The organism is Bacillus sp. THAF10 (assembly GCF_009363695.1).
Classification (GTDB): Bacteria; Bacillota; Bacilli; order Bacillales; family Bacillaceae_I; genus Sutcliffiella_A.
Genome location: NZ_CP045403.1, coordinates 3794274 through 3811239 on the forward strand (window position 1 = coordinate 3794274; position 16966 = coordinate 3811239).

The window sequence follows — 16966 nt, forward strand, 5'->3', positions numbered from 1 at the left end:
GCTAGATCACCTGCTTCCCTGTCTTCGCCTCGTAACGAATTTTTTCACGAAGCTTGTTGATTCCATAAATAAGAGCCGCTGGGTTAGGTGGGCACCCTGGTATGTAAACATCTACAGGTACAATCTGGTCCACTCCCTTTACAACGGCATAGGATTTGATGTACGGACCACCTGCAGTTGCACAGGATCCCATTGCAATGACCCATTTCGGCTCAGGCATTTGATCATACAAACGCTTTAGGACTGGTGCCATTTTCTTTGTAACGGTACCAGACACGATCATACAGTCAGATTGGCGTGGGGAGGTACGGAAAAAAGACCCAAAACGATCCAGGTCGTAATGTGAGGAGCCCACACCCATCATTTCGATTGCACAGCAAGCAAGACCAAACGTCATTGGCCACATGGAATTGCTGCGTGCCCAAGCCTTTAGTTCCTCCAATGTGGTGAGGAAGACTGTTTGCTTTAACTCTTCCATTTCTTCTGGTGAGATACTCTCCAAATTTAGATCCATTTCAACACCTTCTTCTTCCATGCGTAAATTAGACCGATAAGTAATAATACTACGAATATCAACATCTCAATTAATGCGAAAATACCAAGCTTCTCGTATGCCACTGCCCATGGATAGAGGAACACGGTTTCCACATCGAAAATGACAAATAATAGAGCAAATATGTAATAACGAACATTAAACTGAACTCGCGAATCATGAAAAGGATCAATTCCACTTTCATAAGTTGTCTGCTTGGCAGCTGTTGGTTTGTTCGGTCGCAAAAACCGCCCAATTCCAAGAGCGACAACAGGCAGCAATACCCCTAACGCCAAAAACACCACTACAATTAGATAGTTATTTTGATATAAGTTATGTAGAATGATGTCCGCCCCCCTCTGAAGTCTCTTTATTTTCAGATTGCTCTCAATATTTAAAATTGTAACCGATAACAATTATATCAAATACCAATATCTGTGTCGACAGGAGATATCCTTATTATGGTGGATGTTTTTAGGGGGGCGAAAGGAATGGCGAGGAACGTTGGTGTGTGCAATTTTAGTTGGTGGGGTTTATTAAAAAGGGGTAATTGGCTCTTAAAAAAGCGGGCGGGGTGAAATTATGGGGGCGGTTTGGAAGATTGGTTGCGGGGAAAGTGCTAATTTGTTTGTTTTGGAGGGGGGGGTGGGCTGATTTTAGGGGGCTCGGATGGATGCGGGGGTGTGGTATCCGTCGAGATGTGGATTTATCAGCCGATTTGCCGTTTTATCAGCCGAAATGTGTGGTTTATCAGCCAGTTTTAGAATTTATCAGCCAAAATGAGTGTCTTATCAGCCAGTCGACAGTGTTCGGCAAATTTCGCCGCCCCTCCGGTTGCCTCCAACCCATCCCCGCCGACGTCCGCCAGCCCATTGCTCCGTCCGCTAAACACCGCCACCCTTCACGCCATCACCTCCGTCGCCCGCAAACCTAAAAAAAACCCCCACAAAAGTGGGGGTTTTTCATCTATTCAGGGTAATGTTACCCTCTTTTGGCTACGTTGATGCGGTTGATTGCGCGTTGAAGGGCAAACTCGGCACGGCGGTAGTCGATGTCGTCCTGTTTGGACTGAAGACGTTGTTCCGCGCGTTTTTTTGCTTCTTCTGCACGAGTAAGATCGATGTCGTCCGCTGCTTCTGCAGTTTGGGCAAGGATCGTTACTTTATCAGGACGCACTTCGAGGAAGCCTCCGTTTACTGCCACGCGGTCGGTTTTGTCGCCTTTTTTCATGCGAACTGCGCCGATTTGAAGTGGAGCAACCATAGGAATATGTCCAGGTAGGACCCCAAGCTCACCGCTTTGAGCTTTGGCAACTACCATATCTACGTCTGATTCGTAAACCGGGCCATCAGGAGTAACTACGCTGACTTTTAATGTCTTCATTTCATTCCCTCCTAGGTCCCTTTAATTAAACTTCTACACCCATTTGCTTCGCTTTTTCGACTACTTCTTCGATGCGTCCAACTAGACGGAATGCATCCTCAGGAAGGTGGTCGTATTTGCCGTCAAGGATTTCACGGAATCCTTTAACAGTTTCTTGAACAGGAACGTAAGAACCTTTTTGTCCAGTGAACTGCTCGGCAACGTGGAAGTTTTGAGATAAGAAGAACTGGATACGACGAGCACGGTGAACTGTTAACTTGTCCTCATCCGTTAACTCATCCATACCTAAGATAGCAATGATATCTTGTAGTTCTTTGTAGCGTTGTAAAGTAGACTGTACTTCACGAGCTACTGCGTAGTGATCATCACCAACTACTTCAGGTGCAAGTGCACGGGAAGTGGAAGCTAGTGGATCCACCGCAGGGTAGATACCCATCTCAGAAAGCTTACGCTCAAGGTTTGTTGTTGCATCCAAGTGAGCGAATGTTGTTGCAGGAGCTGGATCCGTGTAGTCATCGGCAGGTACATAGATCGCTTGGATCGATGTTACAGAACCTACAGATGTAGACGTGATACGCTCTTGAAGTTGACCCATCTCAGTAGCAAGTGTTGGTTGGTAACCAACGGCAGATGGCATACGACCTAGAAGTGCGGATACCTCAGAACCTGCTTGTGTGAAACGGAAGATGTTGTCCATGAAGAACAGAACGTCCTGACCTTGGTCATCACGGAAGAATTCAGCCATTGTAAGTCCAGTAAGCGCAACACGCATACGTGCTCCAGGTGGCTCGTTCATTTGTCCGAATACCATGGCAGTTTTCTTGATAACGCCAGAGTCTGTCATCTCGTGGTAAAGGTCATTTCCTTCACGAGTACGCTCACCAACACCTGCGAATACGGAGATACCACCGTGCTCTTGTGCGATGTTGTTGATAAGCTCTTGGATAAGTACCGTTTTACCTACACCGGCACCACCGAATAGACCGATCTTACCACCCTTGATGTAGGGAGCAAGTAAGTCTACTACTTTGATACCTGTTTCAAGAATTTCAACGTCTGTTGAAAGCTGTTCGAATGTTGGAGCTTGTCGGTGAATTGGATCACGACGAGCGCCTGCTTCGATTGGTGCATCAAGGTCAATGTTTTCTCCTAGTACGTTGAATACACGACCAAGTGTGATGTCACCTACTGGTACAGAGATTGGTTTACCAGCATCTGCTACTTCCATGCCACGAACGACACCGTCAGTAGACGCCATAGCGATAGTACGAACTGTGTTGTCACCTAAGTGAAGAGCAACTTCAAGCGTAAGTGTAACATCAACTTCGTTAGCGCTACGTGCTTTATGGTTAATATGAAGAGCGTTATAGATTTCAGGAAGATGTCCATTGTCGAATTTTACGTCAACAACAGGACCCATGATTTGAGTAACGCGACCGTTCATCGTATTCCCTCCTAACTTACTTTTGCGAATTGTGTTTCACGTTCCAATCTATTCAAGTGCGGATGCTCCAGCTGTAATCTCGGTGATTTCTTGTGTGATTGCTGCTTGACGTGCACGGTTGTAAGAAAGTGTAAGTGAACGGATAAGCTCTTTTGCGTTGTCTGTTGCACTTTGCATTGCTGTCATACGGGCAGCGTGCTCACTTGCTTTTGCGTCTAGTAATGCGCCGTAGATAAGACTTTCCGCGTACTGTGGTAGCAATACTTCCAAGATTCCTTCCTGGGAAGGCTCGAACTCATAGGAAGTGATTTTATTTGTTGTTGGTGCGATATCTGTTAGAGGAAGCAGCTTCTTTTCTGTTACCTCTTGAGAAATTGCACTTACGAAGTGGTTGTAATATACGTATAACTCATCAAACGTTCCGTCCGCGTACATGCTGACTGCACGGTTTGCAATGTCCTTGATGTCCTGGAAGGATACTTGATCGCCAAGACCAGTAATTTCAGAAAAAACAGGAACATTACGCTTTCTGAAATAGTCGCGGCCGATTCGACCGATGGCAATTACTGCGTATTCATCATCAGATTTGTGACGTTTTTTCACTGTCTGATGAACCGTACGTAAGATGTTACTGTTATAGGCACCTGCAAGACCACGGTCTGAGGAGATGACGATGTAGCCTGTACGTTTAACCGGACGGCTCTCTAGCATTGGATGCGATACATCGTTACTTCCTAGGGCGATACTTGCCACAACCTCTTGGATTTTATCCATATAAGGATTAAAAGCTTTAGCATTTTGTTCCGCGCGGTTTAGCTTGGATGCGGAAACCATTTGCATGGCTTTTGTGATTTGACTTGTCTTTTTTGTCGAGGTAATTCTCGTTTTAATGTCGCGTAATGATGCCAAAGGTTTTCACCACCTTTTTAAGCCTAATCAGAGCGATTATACACATGGAAAGGAGGAATCGAAGGGTAGTTCGGCTTCCTCCATTTCATGGGATAACTCACTTTGTCGATCTATTACTTTTCAGTAGCTACGAAAGTCTTTTTGAATGCGTTGATCGCTTCAGCCATTGCTTCGTCGCTTGGTAAGCCTTTTGTTGTACGGATTTCTTCAAGTAGCTCTTTGCGGTTGTGCTCTAACCAAGTAAGCATTTCGTCTTCGAAACGAGTAACATCTTGGACAGGAACGTCGTCGATGAAGCCTTTTGTTAGGGCATAAAGAATTGCTACTTGCTTTTCTACTTTAAGTGGCTTGTTTAAGCCTTGCTTAAGTACTTCAACTGTACGAGCTCCACGGTTAAGTTTCGCTTGTGTTGCTTTATCTAGGTCAGAACCGAACTGTGCGAATGCTTCAAGCTCACGGTAAGAAGCTAGGTCAAGACGTAATGTACCTGATACCTTCTTCATCGCTTTGATTTGCGCAGATCCACCTACACGGGATACGGAAAGACCAGCGTTGATCGCAGGACGTACACCGGAGAAGAATAGGTCTGATTGTAAGAAAATTTGTCCATCTGTGATGGAAATAACGTTTGTTGGGATGTAGGCAGATACGTCACCAGCTTGCGTTTCGATGAACGGTAAAGCTGTTAGGGATCCTGCGCCTTTTGCATCACTAAGTTTTGCTGCACGCTCAAGTAGACGAGAGTGTAGGTAGAATACGTCACCAGGGTATGCTTCACGACCTGGAGGACGCTTTAATAGTAGGGAAAGTTCACGGTATGCTGCAGCTTGCTTTGTAAGGTCATCATAGATAACCAATACGTGCTTGCCATCATACATGAATTCCTCACCCATTGTAACTCCTGTGTAAGGTGCTAAGAATAGCATTGGAGCTGGTGCAGATGCAGATGCTGTTACAACGATTGTGTAATCAAGTGCACCGTGCTTACGAAGAGTTTCTACTACTCCACGTACTGTAGATTCTTTTTGACCAATCGCTACGTAAATACATACCATGTCTTGGTCTTTTTGGTTAAGAATCGTGTCAATTGCAACAGATGTTTTACCTGTTTGACGGTCACCGATGATTAACTCACGCTGACCACGTCCGATTGGTACAAGTGCGTCAATAGCTTTGATACCTGTTTGAAGTGGCTCATGAACAGATTTACGATCCATAACTCCAGGAGCTTGTGCTTCGATTGGACGAGTTTTTGCTGTTTCGATTGGACCTAAACCATCAACTGGTTGTCCTAATGCGTTTACTACACGGCCGATAAGTGCTTCACCTACCGGAACCTCCATGATACGGCCTGTACGACGAACTGCATCGCCTTCGCGGATTTCAGTATACGGTCCTAAGATTACGATACCGACGTTGTTTTCCTCAAGGTTTTGGGCAAGACCCATAACACCGTTAGAAAATTCAACAAGCTCTCCAGCCATGACGTTGTCGAGACCATGAGCACGAGCGATACCATCCCCAACTTGGATAACAGTACCAACATCGCTAACTTCGATTTCAGACTGATAATTTTCGATTTGCTTTTTTATCAGTGCGCTAATTTCTTCAGCTTTGATGCTCATGAATTTCACCCCTATCTACTATCTATTCGTTGTAAGTTGACGTCCAAGACGCTCTAATTTTCCACTAACACTTCCATCAAAAATACGGTTGCCGATGCGAATCTTCACACCGCCGATTAAAGAGGAGTCGACAATATTACTAATGTTTAAAGAAGCTTTACCAACCTTCGCTGCAAACACAGCAGACAGTGTTGCTTGTTCTTCCGCAGAAAGAGGTCGAACAGAGTACACTTTCGCATCTGCTACATTTAATGCGTCGTTGGAAAGAGTTTTATACTCGTCAATCATATCGATTACGATTCCTTGACGATGACGATCGATTAAAAGCTGTAACGTGTTCACGATAAATGGTGATGCAGAAGCAAATGCTTCACGAACGATTTGCTTTTTGGAGTCTTTGCGGATTTTCGGGTTGCTTAGAATAACTTCAAGCTCGGTGTTATTTAAGAATACCTTTTTCACTTCCGCTAGCTCTGCATCAAATTGCTCGTATAAATTATGCTCTTTAGCTAGTTCGAAAAGAGCGAGGGCATAACGCTTTGCTACTCCGTTTTTGCTCATCGCACTTCGCCTACCTGTTTCACATAGTCATCGATAAGCTTTTGCTGATCTTTTTCGTTTAGTTCTTTTTCGATTACTTTAGAAGCAATCAATACAGATAAGGAAGCCACTTGCTCGCGCAATGCAACAACAGCTTGCTCCTTCTCTTGTACGATTTCTTTTCTTGCCGCTTCTTTCAGGCGTGCAGATTCTTCTTGCGCAGCACGGATGATGTCTGCTTTTTGATCTTCTGCAACTTTCTTCGCGCTCTCTACAAGAGTTTGTGCTTCCGTACGAGCTTCCTTTAAAAGCGATTTTTGCTGTTCAACAAGCGATTTCGCTTCTTCGTTGCTGCGTTCTGCTGAGGAGATTTCGTTTGAGATATGATCTTCACGTTGCTTCATCATGCCAACAAGCTTATCCCAAGCAACTTTTCTAAGAGCGTATAATAAAATACCGAAACAAATTAACTGGAAAACTGCGTCTCCAAGCGTTAATTTTCCTGCACCTAGTACTAAGAAATCTAAGCTATACAATGCTTTCACTCCCTTCGAGGAATACATATAAGAAAAGTTCAAGCACCCATTTCTCTGGGGCTGACGTTTTGTTTACTTACAAGGCGAAATACTTGGTGTAACCCAAGTATTTTTCTTCAAAAAGTTCATATAAAGGAAAGGCGAAGGTTCTCTTGGTGAGACGGACTTCGCCAGTATGGAACCTAAAGGATATTAGCCACCGATTACCATGAACGCGATAACAACCGCGATGATAGGAATCGCCTCAACTAGTGCAACCCCGATGAACATTGTTGTTTGAAGAGTAGCTTTAAGCTCAGGTTGACGAGCAATCCCTTCTACTGTACGACTTACGATAAGACCGTTACCAATACCTGCTCCAAGTGCTGCTAAACCAATTGCAACTGCTGCTGCTATAAGACCCATTGATAATTTCCTCCTTATGTTTAAAAAAAGTTTTTTAGGATAGTAAAAATTTATAAATTAATGGTCATGACTCACTTTGTGTGCCATATAAACCATCGTTAACATGGTAAAGATAAATGCTTGGATACTTCCAATGAAAATACTAAATGCTTGCCAAACTAACATTGGTATGATGGCAATCAATGTACCGACAATTCCTGAGAAGAGTCCCATTTCATATCCATTAATGGCTAGTCCTGCGAGTAATCCGAGCAGAATTTCCCCTGCAAAGATGTTCCCGTACAAACGTAGACCAAGCGTTAAAGTGTTAGCAAATTCCTCAATAATCTTAAGCGGGAAAAGGAACGCCATCGGTTTGAAGAAGTCCTTCCCATATTCCTTAAAGCCTTTCATCTTAATCCCGTAATAGTGAGTTAAAACAACCACCATTGCCGCAAGACTAAGCGTAATTACAGGATCTGCTGTTGGCGATTTCCACCACAATGTGTGATCGTCACCTAGGATGATTGCAAATGGCAACCCTAGCATATTGGCAACAAACACATACATCATGATCGTAAGACCTAATGCAAGGAATCTGCCTCCTGTTTGCCAATCCATGGTACTGTTGATGATACCTTTTACAAAGTCGACCAACCATTCCAAAAAGTTCTGGGCACCGGTAGGTCTTAATGCCAACGTTCTTGTGCACAAAAATGCAATTAGAAACACAATCACGCAAGTAATAACAGTCATTAAAATATTGGACAAATTGAAATGTAGGTCAAAACCAAACAAATCAAGCGTCTTTATTGGAGCACTGTGACCCAACACTACTCACCTCTCTTCCCCACTGCTTTAAAGAGTGTTACAAATGAATCTATGATAATGACAATATAGGATGTCATAATCCCAATGATGACGCCGTAGAGATTTAGATGTTCTGGAAATCTCGTAGCGATGACCACACCTAGTACTGCTGCGGCCATTCTTGATAGTGAGCCTAGTGTGACAGCTTTTCCTCCACCCGCCACTGCGTCCGTGAATCTTTTCACTTTCTTATGCAGTAACCAATGATTGTATCCGCTTATCACCGTCCCCAGGATCAACCCTGCGAACCATTCTTGATGTGAGGTAAACCCCCATCCTAGTACAAAAAAGGCAAGAAAAAATAAGAAATACTTCATATGCCTCATAAACTGTTCTGTTGATTCGGGCATATTTATGACTCTCCTGAGAAGAATTTTTGGACCAGGTATAATACACCAACTACCCCAGTGGCTAGTCCTAAAAGAAGTCCAATGATTAGAAACAATGGTTCCGTGCCAACCTTGCCATCCAGCCATCTCCCTGCAAATAATCCAACTAAGGTGGGACCAACTAAGTAAGAAAGGATTCCGGACATTAAAGCCATTGCTTGGAATGGGCGGCGTTTATCTTCCATAGAAAACACCCCATTTTCATGCGGTAAAAGATTGAGGTCTTACTGATAAATCGCTGTTAAATATGTATAAAACTGGATTCTGAAAACCTATGAAAACCCTATCATTTTATACCCTTTGTAAGCATACAATAGCACTTTGTCAATGTCAATGTGTTACAAGGAAAAATCGACAAAGTTTTCGCTGGTAAGATTTCTCTCTACGACAATGTTTTTATTATCGTTTTCGGGCATCTTTTTAGGGCGATTCCCCACTGTCTTTCCAGCAAATTTTTCCCAGAAAAAAACAGCCAAATGATGAACATCTCTTCCTCATTCGGCTGTTGTCTAACATTATTTTATCATATATAACAGGACCATTAAGTTTGTCGATTGTGAACATTATGTGACTATTCATTTATTTCAAAGCGTGTTGCTTGACATGGGCTGTGAGGGGGCAGAGTGGGAGGCATGGTGTGTTTGGAAGATTCCGCGGTTAAGTAACCGCAACAACTATAGGGGGACCGTTGGAGTGTTGTTGAAGGATTCAGGATTGTCGACAACACTTGGGTGATCTTGGGACGGGGTTTTCACGCAACTCCTGGATTCACGAAAATCAAAAAACACCCCTTCTGCCAAAGAGGTGCTCCACTCCAAATTCTATCTTCAATCAAAATACAAATCCGCTTCCACAGAGTCTTCTTTATCGCGCTTTTTTGCAAACACAACTGCCTTCACAAGTCCCTTCACTTGAATTTTGTCAGCAGAGATTTGTTTTTTATAAAGTCCGCGCGGAAGGTCACGTTCCCAGTCCAGGTACTTGATGAAGTGTAGGGACTCCGCTTCGTACAGTGCGATGCCGAGCTCCTCCGCTCCTTCTGGCAGATAGACCTCATACTGGTATTCGCCTTCTCGGTCGCCGTAGCCAAACTGAAAGCCCATGATTCGTGGGTAATCAGGTTCTTCTATTATATAGAGGAAGGACAGCCTAATCTTTTGGCTGTTAGCATGCACGATCACTTCTCCTTCATGATTGCCTGCTTTTTGCTGTTTTGGTGTGATGTCTAGCGTGACGTTGACTTCACGCTTTTCTTTTGGTCCTAACGTAAAGCTGAGTGGTGTTTTCCACTGGATTCCTTTTGCGTGTGCAGGTTGATCAAAAGAGTAGGTGACATCACGGTTTGAGACGTTTTCGACCATTACGGGAATCTTAAGCTGTCGCCTTGTTTCTTTCCGCTCAAACATCCCAAAATTCAAGGTTCCTGGGTAGATGAGGCTGTTGGTTTGAACGGCTTCCTCAAGTTGAATTCTTCCTGTTCCCTGTTCCAGTACGGAGTAGCGGTCTCCATCGTCTTTTTTCAATGACTTGGTCGTGTTCATAAGTGCTGCCTTCACTTGTTCAGGAGTCCAATCAGGGTGCGCTTGTTTGATGATTGCGCTCGCTCCTGCCACGTGTGGAGCAGCCATGCTTGTGCCTTGGAGAGCGAGATAACCATTTGGAATCGTGCTGTCAATGGCGACACCGGGTGCGACGACATCAGGTTTGATTTCCCATGTGTGTGTGACAGGACCGCGCGAGCTAAAGCTAGCAATGTCGTCCTTATGCCACTTAAAGGTGGTTCTCACCATTGAAAAACTACGCTTTAAGTGCTTTTGGAGATAGACACCGTCCTCACGCGAGACCGATACGACAGGAAGTTCCATTTCCGCCTCTAGCGTTCCCGTGAAATTCCCCTCTAGGTTATTAAAAATGATGACTCCTACTGCACCGTGTTTTTTTGCATTGCGGGCTTTTTCTGAAAAAGGTATTTTTCCTCGCTCAATGAGGGCTATTTTCCCTTCGACCTTTTTGTTTTTCCAATCATCATCCTCCCCTAGTCCCGCATACACCACTCCTATCGGCTTGTTGGAAAAATCCCATTTTGTCGAACCTTGCAGTGGCAGCATTTCAATTTCTCTTTTTGAAAAAATGGGGGAAAGATGCGGAATATGCAAAGGTGGGGTGGAAGCTCCCACTGAAATGGCTTTTGTGGAGGTCCCTGGTGAGCCAACTGTCCAAAGATTAGGGCCAGAGTTACCGCTCGAGGTTACCGCCACCACCCCTTTTTCTACTGCTTTATTTAGCGCCAAGCTTGTTGGCCAGTCTGGACCATTGATGGTGTTCCCAAGTGAAAGATTGAGGACATCCACCTTATCATGAATGGCCATCTCAATCGCCGCAATCACATGCTCACTTGACCCATGTCCCCCTGGTCCAAGAACGCGATAGGCAATCAGCTCTGCCTCAGGGGCTACCCCGTGAAGATGTCCGTTCGCTGCGATTATACCGGCAACATGGGTACCGTGGAGCGTCGGCATGCCTTGCGAGCGCTTTGTTTCCATCGGGTCGTCGTCCTCATCTACGAAGTCATAGCCACCACGGTAGTTTTTTTTCAGATCGGGATGGGTGTAGTCGATTCCTGTATCAATTATTCCAACCTTCACCCCTTTTCCAGTGAGTCGATTGCCACTCTCGTCATAAAAGCCACGCATTTTCGCACCGCCAATAAAGGGGACACTTTCATCAATGGTTGGTGAGTAATTCGTCACTGGAGAGACCTCCAAAATTCCTGGTTCTTGCTGGAGCGCCTCTAAATCCTTGAGTGGTCCATGAATGGCAAAGCCAGAAAAAACCGCGGTGTAGGTCCGTTTAATCTTTAGGCTAGGGTAGGAAGTAGCGATTTTTTGCTTGATGGTCTCTTGCATATTTTCTTCCACAATTAAAATAACGGTCTGCTCTTCCTTGTCACTATTGACTGGAATTGGCGGCCGATTTGGATAGGTTGTCCTTGATTTATGTAACGTTTCATTTGTGCTCGGTTTATTGATGGTTGCTAGTGCTTCTAGCTGCTGTGTGCTGAAAAGCAGCGCGAAAGCTAATAAGAATACCAAAAATTTCTTGCTATTTTTCACGTCCTTCACCTCTTGGTTTAGCATTCGCTATGGTGGTTGGATTATGCATGGATGAGGAGGAGTTTTGTGGAGAGCTTAAGGAGCTTGGGGCAGTGTCATGGATGAGGTGGATTGCACTTGTAGAGTTGGTGGTGATGGAGCTGGGTGGGTGGAAGCTCGGTCAGTGGTGGAGGGTATATTTTGGGTGAATCGCTTATTTATCTTGATTTTCGCTTGTATTTTTATATTTTCGCCAGAATAATTTATTTTCCGCCAGAAAAGTGAAGATTTTCGCTGATAAATCTAAATTTTCGCCAGTAAAGGCAATTTACCCGCTGAATGCCCTGTTTTATACCTGTTGGGGTATGCGCGAGGCACTAATCAAATTGCCCACACCGCAAGTGCAAATTACCTATTTCATAAAAAAAACACTTCCCTCAGCAAGGAAAGTGTCTAATCTCATTATTTTGTTCCGTAAAGTCGGTCGCCAGCGTCGCCTAGTCCTGGGACGATGTAGCCTTTTTCGTTCAGCTTTTCGTCAAGGGCTGCGATGTAGATGTCCACATCTTGATGTGCTTCTTTTAACAGTTCCACGCCTTCAGGTGCTGCGATTAAGCACATGAATTTGATGTTTTTTGCGCCGCGCTTTTTCAGGGAGTTGATGGCTTCGATTGCAGAGCCGCCCGTTGCAAGCATTGGGTCGACCACGATGAAGTCTCTTTCTTCCACATCAGACGGTAATTTTACGTAGTATTCAACCGGTTGAAGCGTTTCTGGGTCACGGTAAAGGCCGACGTGTCCAACCTTTGCAGCTGGGATTAGCTTGAGCATCCCTTCTACCATGCCAAGTCCAGCACGAAGAATTGGGACAATTCCAAGTTTTTTCCCTGCTAGTACGTTTGATTTGGAGATCGAAACTGGTGTCTCCACGTCCACTTCTTCTAGTGGGAGGTCACGGGTAATCTCGAATGCCATTAGGCTTGCGACTTCATCTACTAGCTCACGAAACTCTTTTGTACCAGTATGTTTGTCACGGATGTATGTAAGCTTATGCTGAATTAATGGATGATCAAAGACGTACACTTTTGCCATTTCGTTGTCTCTCCTTCTTCATGTTCAAGATAGTAGCATTCTGCCTTTTTAAGCTCTCATTTCACACTTCCATTGATTCTACAGAAAAGTAAGGATTGATTCAAGATATTTTATATAAAAAAGAAGAGGTCTAACATCAGACCTCCTCCCTTCGCTGCTAAGTAGATGCTTTTAAAACTAACGCACCCTTAGTAACCAGCTATTACCCTCTTGTTGGGTACAATTCATATTTACCAGAAATTGCTTCTACTCGTGCTTTTGCTTCTTCTAGCTTTCCTTCGTCTTCATGGTTTTTCAACGTGAAGGCGATGATGGACGCAATTTCATCCATGTCTTCTAGTGTGAAGCCACGGCTTGTTACTGCAGCTGTTCCGATACGAACGCCACTTGTCACAAATGGGCTTTCTGGATCAAATGGAATCGTATTTTTGTTTACTGTAATTCCTACTTCATCTAGCACATGCTCGGCAATTTTACCTGTGATGGATAAAGAGCGAACGTCCACTAGTAAAAGGTGGTTGTCTGTTCCGTCAGACACAAGGTTTAGACCTTCGTTTTTCAGCGCTTCTGCCAAACGTTTCGCATTGTCGATGATTTGTTGCGCGTATTCTTTGAATTGTGGTTGCAACGCTTCTCCAAATGCCACAGCTTTTGCAGCGATTACGTGCATTAATGGGCCACCTTGCAGACCAGGGAAAATGGACTTGTCAATTTTCTTCGCCCACTCTTCCTTACAAAGAATCATTCCGCCACGAGGGCCGCGTAATGTTTTGTGCGTGGTAGTGGTAACAAAGTCAGCGTAAGGAACTGGGTTTTGGTGAAGACCTGCCGCAACAAGACCTGCGATGTGCGCCATGTCGACCATTAAGTATGCTCCTACTTCGTCTGCGATTTCGCGGAATTTCGCGAAATCAATGGCGCGTGGGTATGCACTTGCGCCAGCAACGATGAGCTTCGGCTTGTGCAATCTCGCTTTTTCTGCAACATCTTCATAGTTAATGGTATGGGTGTCCTTGTCCACTCCATACTCGACAAAATTATATTGAATTCCACTAAAGTTCACTGGGCTTCCGTGTGTTAAGTGACCTCCATGAGAAAGGTTCATTCCAAGCACAGTATCACCATGTTCTAAAATGGTAAAGTAAACAGCCATATTTGCTTGGGCACCAGAGTGTGGTTGAACATTTGCATGCTCGGCTCCGAAAATTTCCTTCGCACGATCACGGGCAATGTTTTCTGCTACATCTACGTGTTCGCAACCACCGTAATAACGACGGCCTGGATATCCTTCTGCATATTTGTTCGTCAAAACGGAGCCTTGCGCTTCCATTACCGCTTCACTCACGAAGTTTTCAGAAGCAATCAACTCAATTTTGGTGCGCTGTCTCGCTAACTCGTCCTGGATTGATTGAAACACCTGCTGATCCTGCTGTGCTAATTTCACTTTCGGAATCCCCCTTTGAATTTAAACGAATTAAATTTTCATTCGGATTTTCATCCATTACCTCCTATATTCTATCACGCACTGTGTCAGATAGAAACAGAAAAGGAAGATTGATAGCGCTTACCTTAAAAAACTTTCGGAAGCAGGCGTAGAGGGAGGGTTCTACCGGTTCATTCGAAATGTGAATGAACCACGAGAACCCTCCCCCTGTATCCTTTTAATATACCGCTCTTGCGCCTCCAATAAGTTTTGGTCTTGTGCGGGCCATGGTGATGTGGGCGTTACCGACGGATTTGATGGTGCTCCTTACAGGTACGGCAACGTGTTTGATGTGCATGCCTATAAGGGTGTCACCAATGTCGATACCAGCGTCGGCGCGGATGTGTTCGACCATAACGGCGTCAGTAAAGTGGTGGTAGGCATGAGAGGCCATGGCGCCACCTGCTTGCCGAACTGGGACGACTGTCACCTCATCCAATCCACGATGTAGGGCTGTTTCGCGTTCAACCACGAGTGCCCGATTCAAGTGCTCGCAGCATTGAAAAGCGAGCTCCACTCCAGTTTGTGCACGAAATTCCTCAAGGACCGCAAAAATTGTTTCGGCAACCCCTTCTGTTCCAGCCGTTCCAATTCGCTCTCCGATCACTTCGCTTGTGCTGCAGCCCACAACTAAAAGCTGCCCAGTTTTTAGCTGCGCCTGATGCTGAAGATCTTTGAGTACCTGCTGTAGCTCTGTGCGCCATTGTTCCTGACTCATTACATCGTACCCTCCCTTTTCATTTTTAAAAAATGCCCGCAGAATATAGCGCACTTATACGCCGTATTCCACAGGCAACCTGCGTTTAATTACGCATTTTTCGACTTATTTTTCAAGCTGGTGAATTTTGTTGACACGGTTTTCGTGACGGCCGCCTTCAAATTCAGTGGTCAGCCACACTTTCGCGATTTCACGGGCAAGACCTGGTCCAATGACACGCTCTCCCATCGCTAAAATATTGCTGTCATTGTGCTCTCGCGTTGCTTTCGCGCTGAAGGTGTCATGCACTAACGCACAGCGAATGCCTTTTACTTTATTAGCCGCGATAGACATGCCAATACCAGTGCCGCAAATTAAAATGCCACGGTCAAATTCGCCGCTTGCCACTTTTTCTGCCACAGGTTGTGCATAGTCTGGGTAGTCGACAGACGTTTCACATTCACAGCCGAAATCTTCAAATTCGATATTTAGCTCTGTTAATAGTCCTTTTATTTCTTCACGGATGTTCAGACCACCGTGATCAGATGCGATTGCTACTTTCATTTTGTCATCCCCTGTTCGAATGAAGTATGTTATATGTTCATCTTACCCTCTGTGGAGTAAAAAATCCATTTATCCGCAGTGGAGGATATCTCTTTTTTGCAGCAAAAAACCCCACAAATGTAGGGTTCTTCATGTTCGGTTAAATTTTAAACTTCGCAATCATGCGTTTCATGTTGGTGGCTTCTCCTGCAAGTTCCTGGGAGATGCGTTCCACATCGGCAATCATGGATGCTTGCTCTTGGGAAGTGGCCGTAACTTCTTCTGCTCCCGCTGAGGTTTCTTGGGCAATGGCCGCGACCTCTTGAGATTGGCGTGCCGTCGTTTGGATGCTGTCCATTTGACGGTCCACTAAACTTGCGATTTGTTTCACAGATGCTGCTACCTCTAGAACAGAGGTGGTCATTTCCGCAATCACTTCATTCGTTGCAGTCCCTTTACCTGCTTCGACATTTGCCGCTTTTACCTGCTCGGTAATTTGGGTAACCACATTTTTGACTTCTTCTTGGATATTTTTAATCAGTTCGGAAATTCCCTGAACGGCTTTGGCACTTTCATCTGCGAGAGAGCGAACCTCTTCTGCAACAACAGCAAAGCCGCGACCATGTTCACCAGCACGTGCTGCTTCGATGGAGGCATTCAAGGCTAAAAGATTCGTTTGTCCTGCAATATCGCCAACAAGTGAAATGATGTTTTCGACTTCTTTTGCATTTTTTTCTAAACGTTCTACTGCTTGCAGCGACGTTTGGTTCTGAGCAGCAAGCTTTTGGATGCCTGACACTAGAGAATGAATGACTTCCTTGCTTTCATCCAGGTCCTTGACCATTTCTTCCGACAGCTGTTGGGAGGAGGTCGCTTTCTCGTGGACTTCGTCAGCAATTTTGATTACTTCTTCTACCGATTCTGCTGTGTCCTGAATGGAGGTAGCAGAACTTTCTGCTCCTTTAGCAATCTCTTCAATTGTTAGTGAGATGCTATCCGCTTGTTCAGAAGCTCTCATGGACACATCGTTGATTTCCTCCACTTTTTGACTCGTTTTGGCGAAGGTTTGGTCGATTGTTTTCACCATGTCTTTCAGGTTATGCAGCATTAAATTAAAGGCAGAACCGAGTTCACTAATTTCATCCCGTGAATGAGCGATTGGCACATCCTCCGTCAGGTCTCCATTAGCAGCTTTTTGCGCAATTGCCTCTAAGTTTTGTAGCGGTTTGGTAATGTATCTTGCAGCAAAAAATGCTAATATTCCAGACCACGCAATTCCAAGCATTAGTGTGAAAACCGTAAATAATTTTGGCTCAATGAAAGTTACATAGTTCACCACATAGTAGATAAAAATCCCACTCATGGTATAGGTGATGAGCGCCAAGATTGTCGTAAACAACACAAGCTTGAAGCGCAATCCATATTTATATTTCTTCTTTTCCCCCAT

The 16966-nt window shown here is 44.7% G+C and carries 18 protein-coding genes; all 18 read right to left on the reverse strand.

Annotated features, from left to right (window positions below; genetic code table 11):
* Window position 1: 1 nt before the first annotated feature.
* The 18 genes from FIU87_RS19385 to FIU87_RS19470 all read right to left on the reverse strand — a co-directional run bounded on the left by FIU87_RS19385 (window position 2) and on the right by FIU87_RS19470 (window position 16966).
* Window positions 2–514: a NuoB/complex I 20 kDa subunit family protein gene (locus FIU87_RS19385; protein ID WP_010200368.1), complete on the reverse strand. Its 513-nt coding sequence runs from the start codon at window positions 512–514 to the stop codon at window positions 2–4.
* Window positions 505–879, reverse strand: coding sequence for an NADH-quinone oxidoreductase subunit A (locus FIU87_RS19390; protein ID WP_152446665.1), 375 nt, complete (start codon window positions 877–879; stop codon window positions 505–507). The genes FIU87_RS19385 and FIU87_RS19390 overlap by 10 nt, the downstream gene beginning before the upstream one ends.
* 634 nt (window positions 880–1513) lie before the next feature.
* Window positions 1514–1915 carry a F0F1 ATP synthase subunit epsilon gene (locus tag FIU87_RS19395; RefSeq protein WP_152446104.1) on the reverse strand — a complete coding sequence of 134 codons (402 nt, stop codon included), beginning with the start codon at window positions 1913–1915 and terminating at the stop codon, window positions 1514–1516.
* A 25-nt stretch (window positions 1916–1940) separates the two neighbouring features.
* A complete protein-coding gene (atpD, locus tag FIU87_RS19400) occupies window positions 1941–3359 on the reverse strand; it encodes a F0F1 ATP synthase subunit beta (RefSeq protein ID WP_152446105.1) in 1419 nt (472 codons plus the stop codon).
* Window positions 3360–3407: 48 nt separating this feature from the next.
* Entirely contained in the window at window positions 3408–4268 is an 861-nt protein-coding gene (locus FIU87_RS19405; protein WP_152446106.1) for a F0F1 ATP synthase subunit gamma, read from the reverse strand.
* Window positions 4269–4381: 113 nt separating this feature from the next.
* Complete coding sequence (atpA, locus tag FIU87_RS19410) at window positions 4382–5893, reverse strand: F0F1 ATP synthase subunit alpha (protein WP_152446107.1); 1512 nt, start codon at window positions 5891–5893, stop codon at window positions 4382–4384.
* Window positions 5894–5911: 18 nt separating this feature from the next.
* Complete coding sequence (locus FIU87_RS19415; RefSeq protein WP_152446108.1) at window positions 5912–6454, reverse strand: F0F1 ATP synthase subunit delta; 543 nt, start codon at window positions 6452–6454, stop codon at window positions 5912–5914.
* Window positions 6451–6996: a F0F1 ATP synthase subunit B gene (gene atpF, locus FIU87_RS19420; RefSeq protein WP_152446666.1), complete on the reverse strand. Its 546-nt coding sequence runs from the start codon at window positions 6994–6996 to the stop codon at window positions 6451–6453. The genes FIU87_RS19415 and atpF overlap by 4 nt, the downstream gene beginning before the upstream one ends.
* Window positions 6997–7161: 165 nt before the next feature.
* Entirely contained in the window at window positions 7162–7374 is a 213-nt protein-coding gene (gene atpE / locus FIU87_RS19425) for a F0F1 ATP synthase subunit C (protein ID WP_152446109.1), read from the reverse strand.
* A 57-nt stretch (window positions 7375–7431) separates the two neighbouring features.
* Entirely contained in the window at window positions 7432–8184 is a 753-nt protein-coding gene (atpB, locus tag FIU87_RS19430) for a F0F1 ATP synthase subunit A (protein WP_152446667.1), read from the reverse strand.
* Between the two features lie 2 nt (window positions 8185–8186).
* Entirely contained in the window at window positions 8187–8573 is a 387-nt protein-coding gene (locus FIU87_RS19435; protein ID WP_152446110.1) for an ATP synthase subunit I, read from the reverse strand.
* A 2-nt stretch (window positions 8574–8575) separates the two neighbouring features.
* On the reverse strand, window positions 8576–8797 hold the full coding sequence (locus FIU87_RS19440; protein WP_152446111.1) for an AtpZ/AtpI family protein: 222 nt from the start codon (window positions 8795–8797) through the stop codon (window positions 8576–8578).
* Between the two features lie 642 nt (window positions 8798–9439).
* Window positions 9440–11725: a S8 family serine peptidase gene (locus FIU87_RS19445; protein WP_301538642.1), complete on the reverse strand. Its 2286-nt coding sequence runs from the start codon at window positions 11723–11725 to the stop codon at window positions 9440–9442.
* A gap of 441 nt (window positions 11726–12166) precedes the next feature.
* Window positions 12167–12796 carry a uracil phosphoribosyltransferase gene (gene upp / locus FIU87_RS19450; RefSeq protein WP_152446113.1) on the reverse strand — a complete coding sequence of 210 codons (630 nt, stop codon included), beginning with the start codon at window positions 12794–12796 and terminating at the stop codon, window positions 12167–12169.
* A gap of 202 nt (window positions 12797–12998) precedes the next feature.
* Window positions 12999–14240, reverse strand: coding sequence for a serine hydroxymethyltransferase (gene glyA / locus FIU87_RS19455; RefSeq protein WP_152446114.1), 1242 nt, complete (start codon window positions 14238–14240; stop codon window positions 12999–13001).
* A gap of 217 nt (window positions 14241–14457) precedes the next feature.
* Window positions 14458–14997 (reverse strand): TIGR01440 family protein, encoded by a 540-nt coding sequence (locus FIU87_RS19460; RefSeq protein WP_152446115.1) that lies wholly within the window; start codon window positions 14995–14997, stop codon window positions 14458–14460.
* A 105-nt stretch (window positions 14998–15102) separates the two neighbouring features.
* Window positions 15103–15540, reverse strand: coding sequence for a ribose 5-phosphate isomerase B (gene rpiB / locus FIU87_RS19465; protein WP_152446116.1), 438 nt, complete (start codon window positions 15538–15540; stop codon window positions 15103–15105).
* Window positions 15541–15679: 139 nt separating this feature from the next.
* Window positions 15680–16966, reverse strand: coding sequence for a methyl-accepting chemotaxis protein (locus FIU87_RS19470; protein ID WP_152446117.1), 1287 nt, complete (start codon window positions 16964–16966; stop codon window positions 15680–15682).

Bases quoted from the DNA above. Each gene is read 5' to 3' on its own strand.
- FIU87_RS19385 (WP_010200368.1), bottom strand. From the start codon at position 514: ATGGATCTAAATTTGGAGAGTATCTCACCAGAAGAAATGGAAGAGTTA.
- FIU87_RS19395 (WP_152446104.1), bottom strand. From the start codon at position 1,915: ATGAAGACATTAAAAGTCAGCGTAGTTACTCCTGATGGCCCGGTTTAC.
- atpD (WP_152446105.1), bottom strand. From the start codon at position 3,359: ATGAACGGTCGCGTTACTCAAATCATGGGTCCTGTTGTTGACGTAAAA.
- atpA (WP_152446107.1), bottom strand. From the start codon at position 5,893: ATGAGCATCAAAGCTGAAGAAATTAGCGCACTGATAAAAAAGCAAATC.
- FIU87_RS19415 (WP_152446108.1), bottom strand. From the start codon at position 6,454: ATGAGCAAAAACGGAGTAGCAAAGCGTTATGCCCTCGCTCTTTTCGAA.
- atpF (WP_152446666.1), bottom strand. From the start codon at position 6,996: ATGTATTCCTCGAAGGGAGTGAAAGCATTGTATAGCTTAGATTTCTTA.
- atpE (WP_152446109.1), bottom strand. From the start codon at position 7,374: ATGGGTCTTATAGCAGCAGCAGTTGCAATTGGTTTAGCAGCACTTGGA.
- FIU87_RS19435 (WP_152446110.1), bottom strand. From the start codon at position 8,573: ATGCCCGAATCAACAGAACAGTTTATGAGGCATATGAAGTATTTCTTA.
- FIU87_RS19440 (WP_152446111.1), bottom strand. From the start codon at position 8,797: ATGGAAGATAAACGCCGCCCATTCCAAGCAATGGCTTTAATGTCCGGA.
- upp (WP_152446113.1), bottom strand. From the start codon at position 12,796: ATGGCAAAAGTGTACGTCTTTGATCATCCATTAATTCAGCATAAGCTT.
- FIU87_RS19460 (WP_152446115.1), bottom strand. From the start codon at position 14,997: ATGAGTCAGGAACAATGGCGCACAGAGCTACAGCAGGTACTCAAAGAT.
- rpiB (WP_152446116.1), bottom strand. From the start codon at position 15,540: ATGAAAGTAGCAATCGCATCTGATCACGGTGGTCTGAACATCCGTGAA.
- FIU87_RS19470 (WP_152446117.1), bottom strand. From the start codon at position 16,966: ATGGGGGAAAAGAAGAAATATAAATATGGATTGCGCTTCAAGCTTGTG.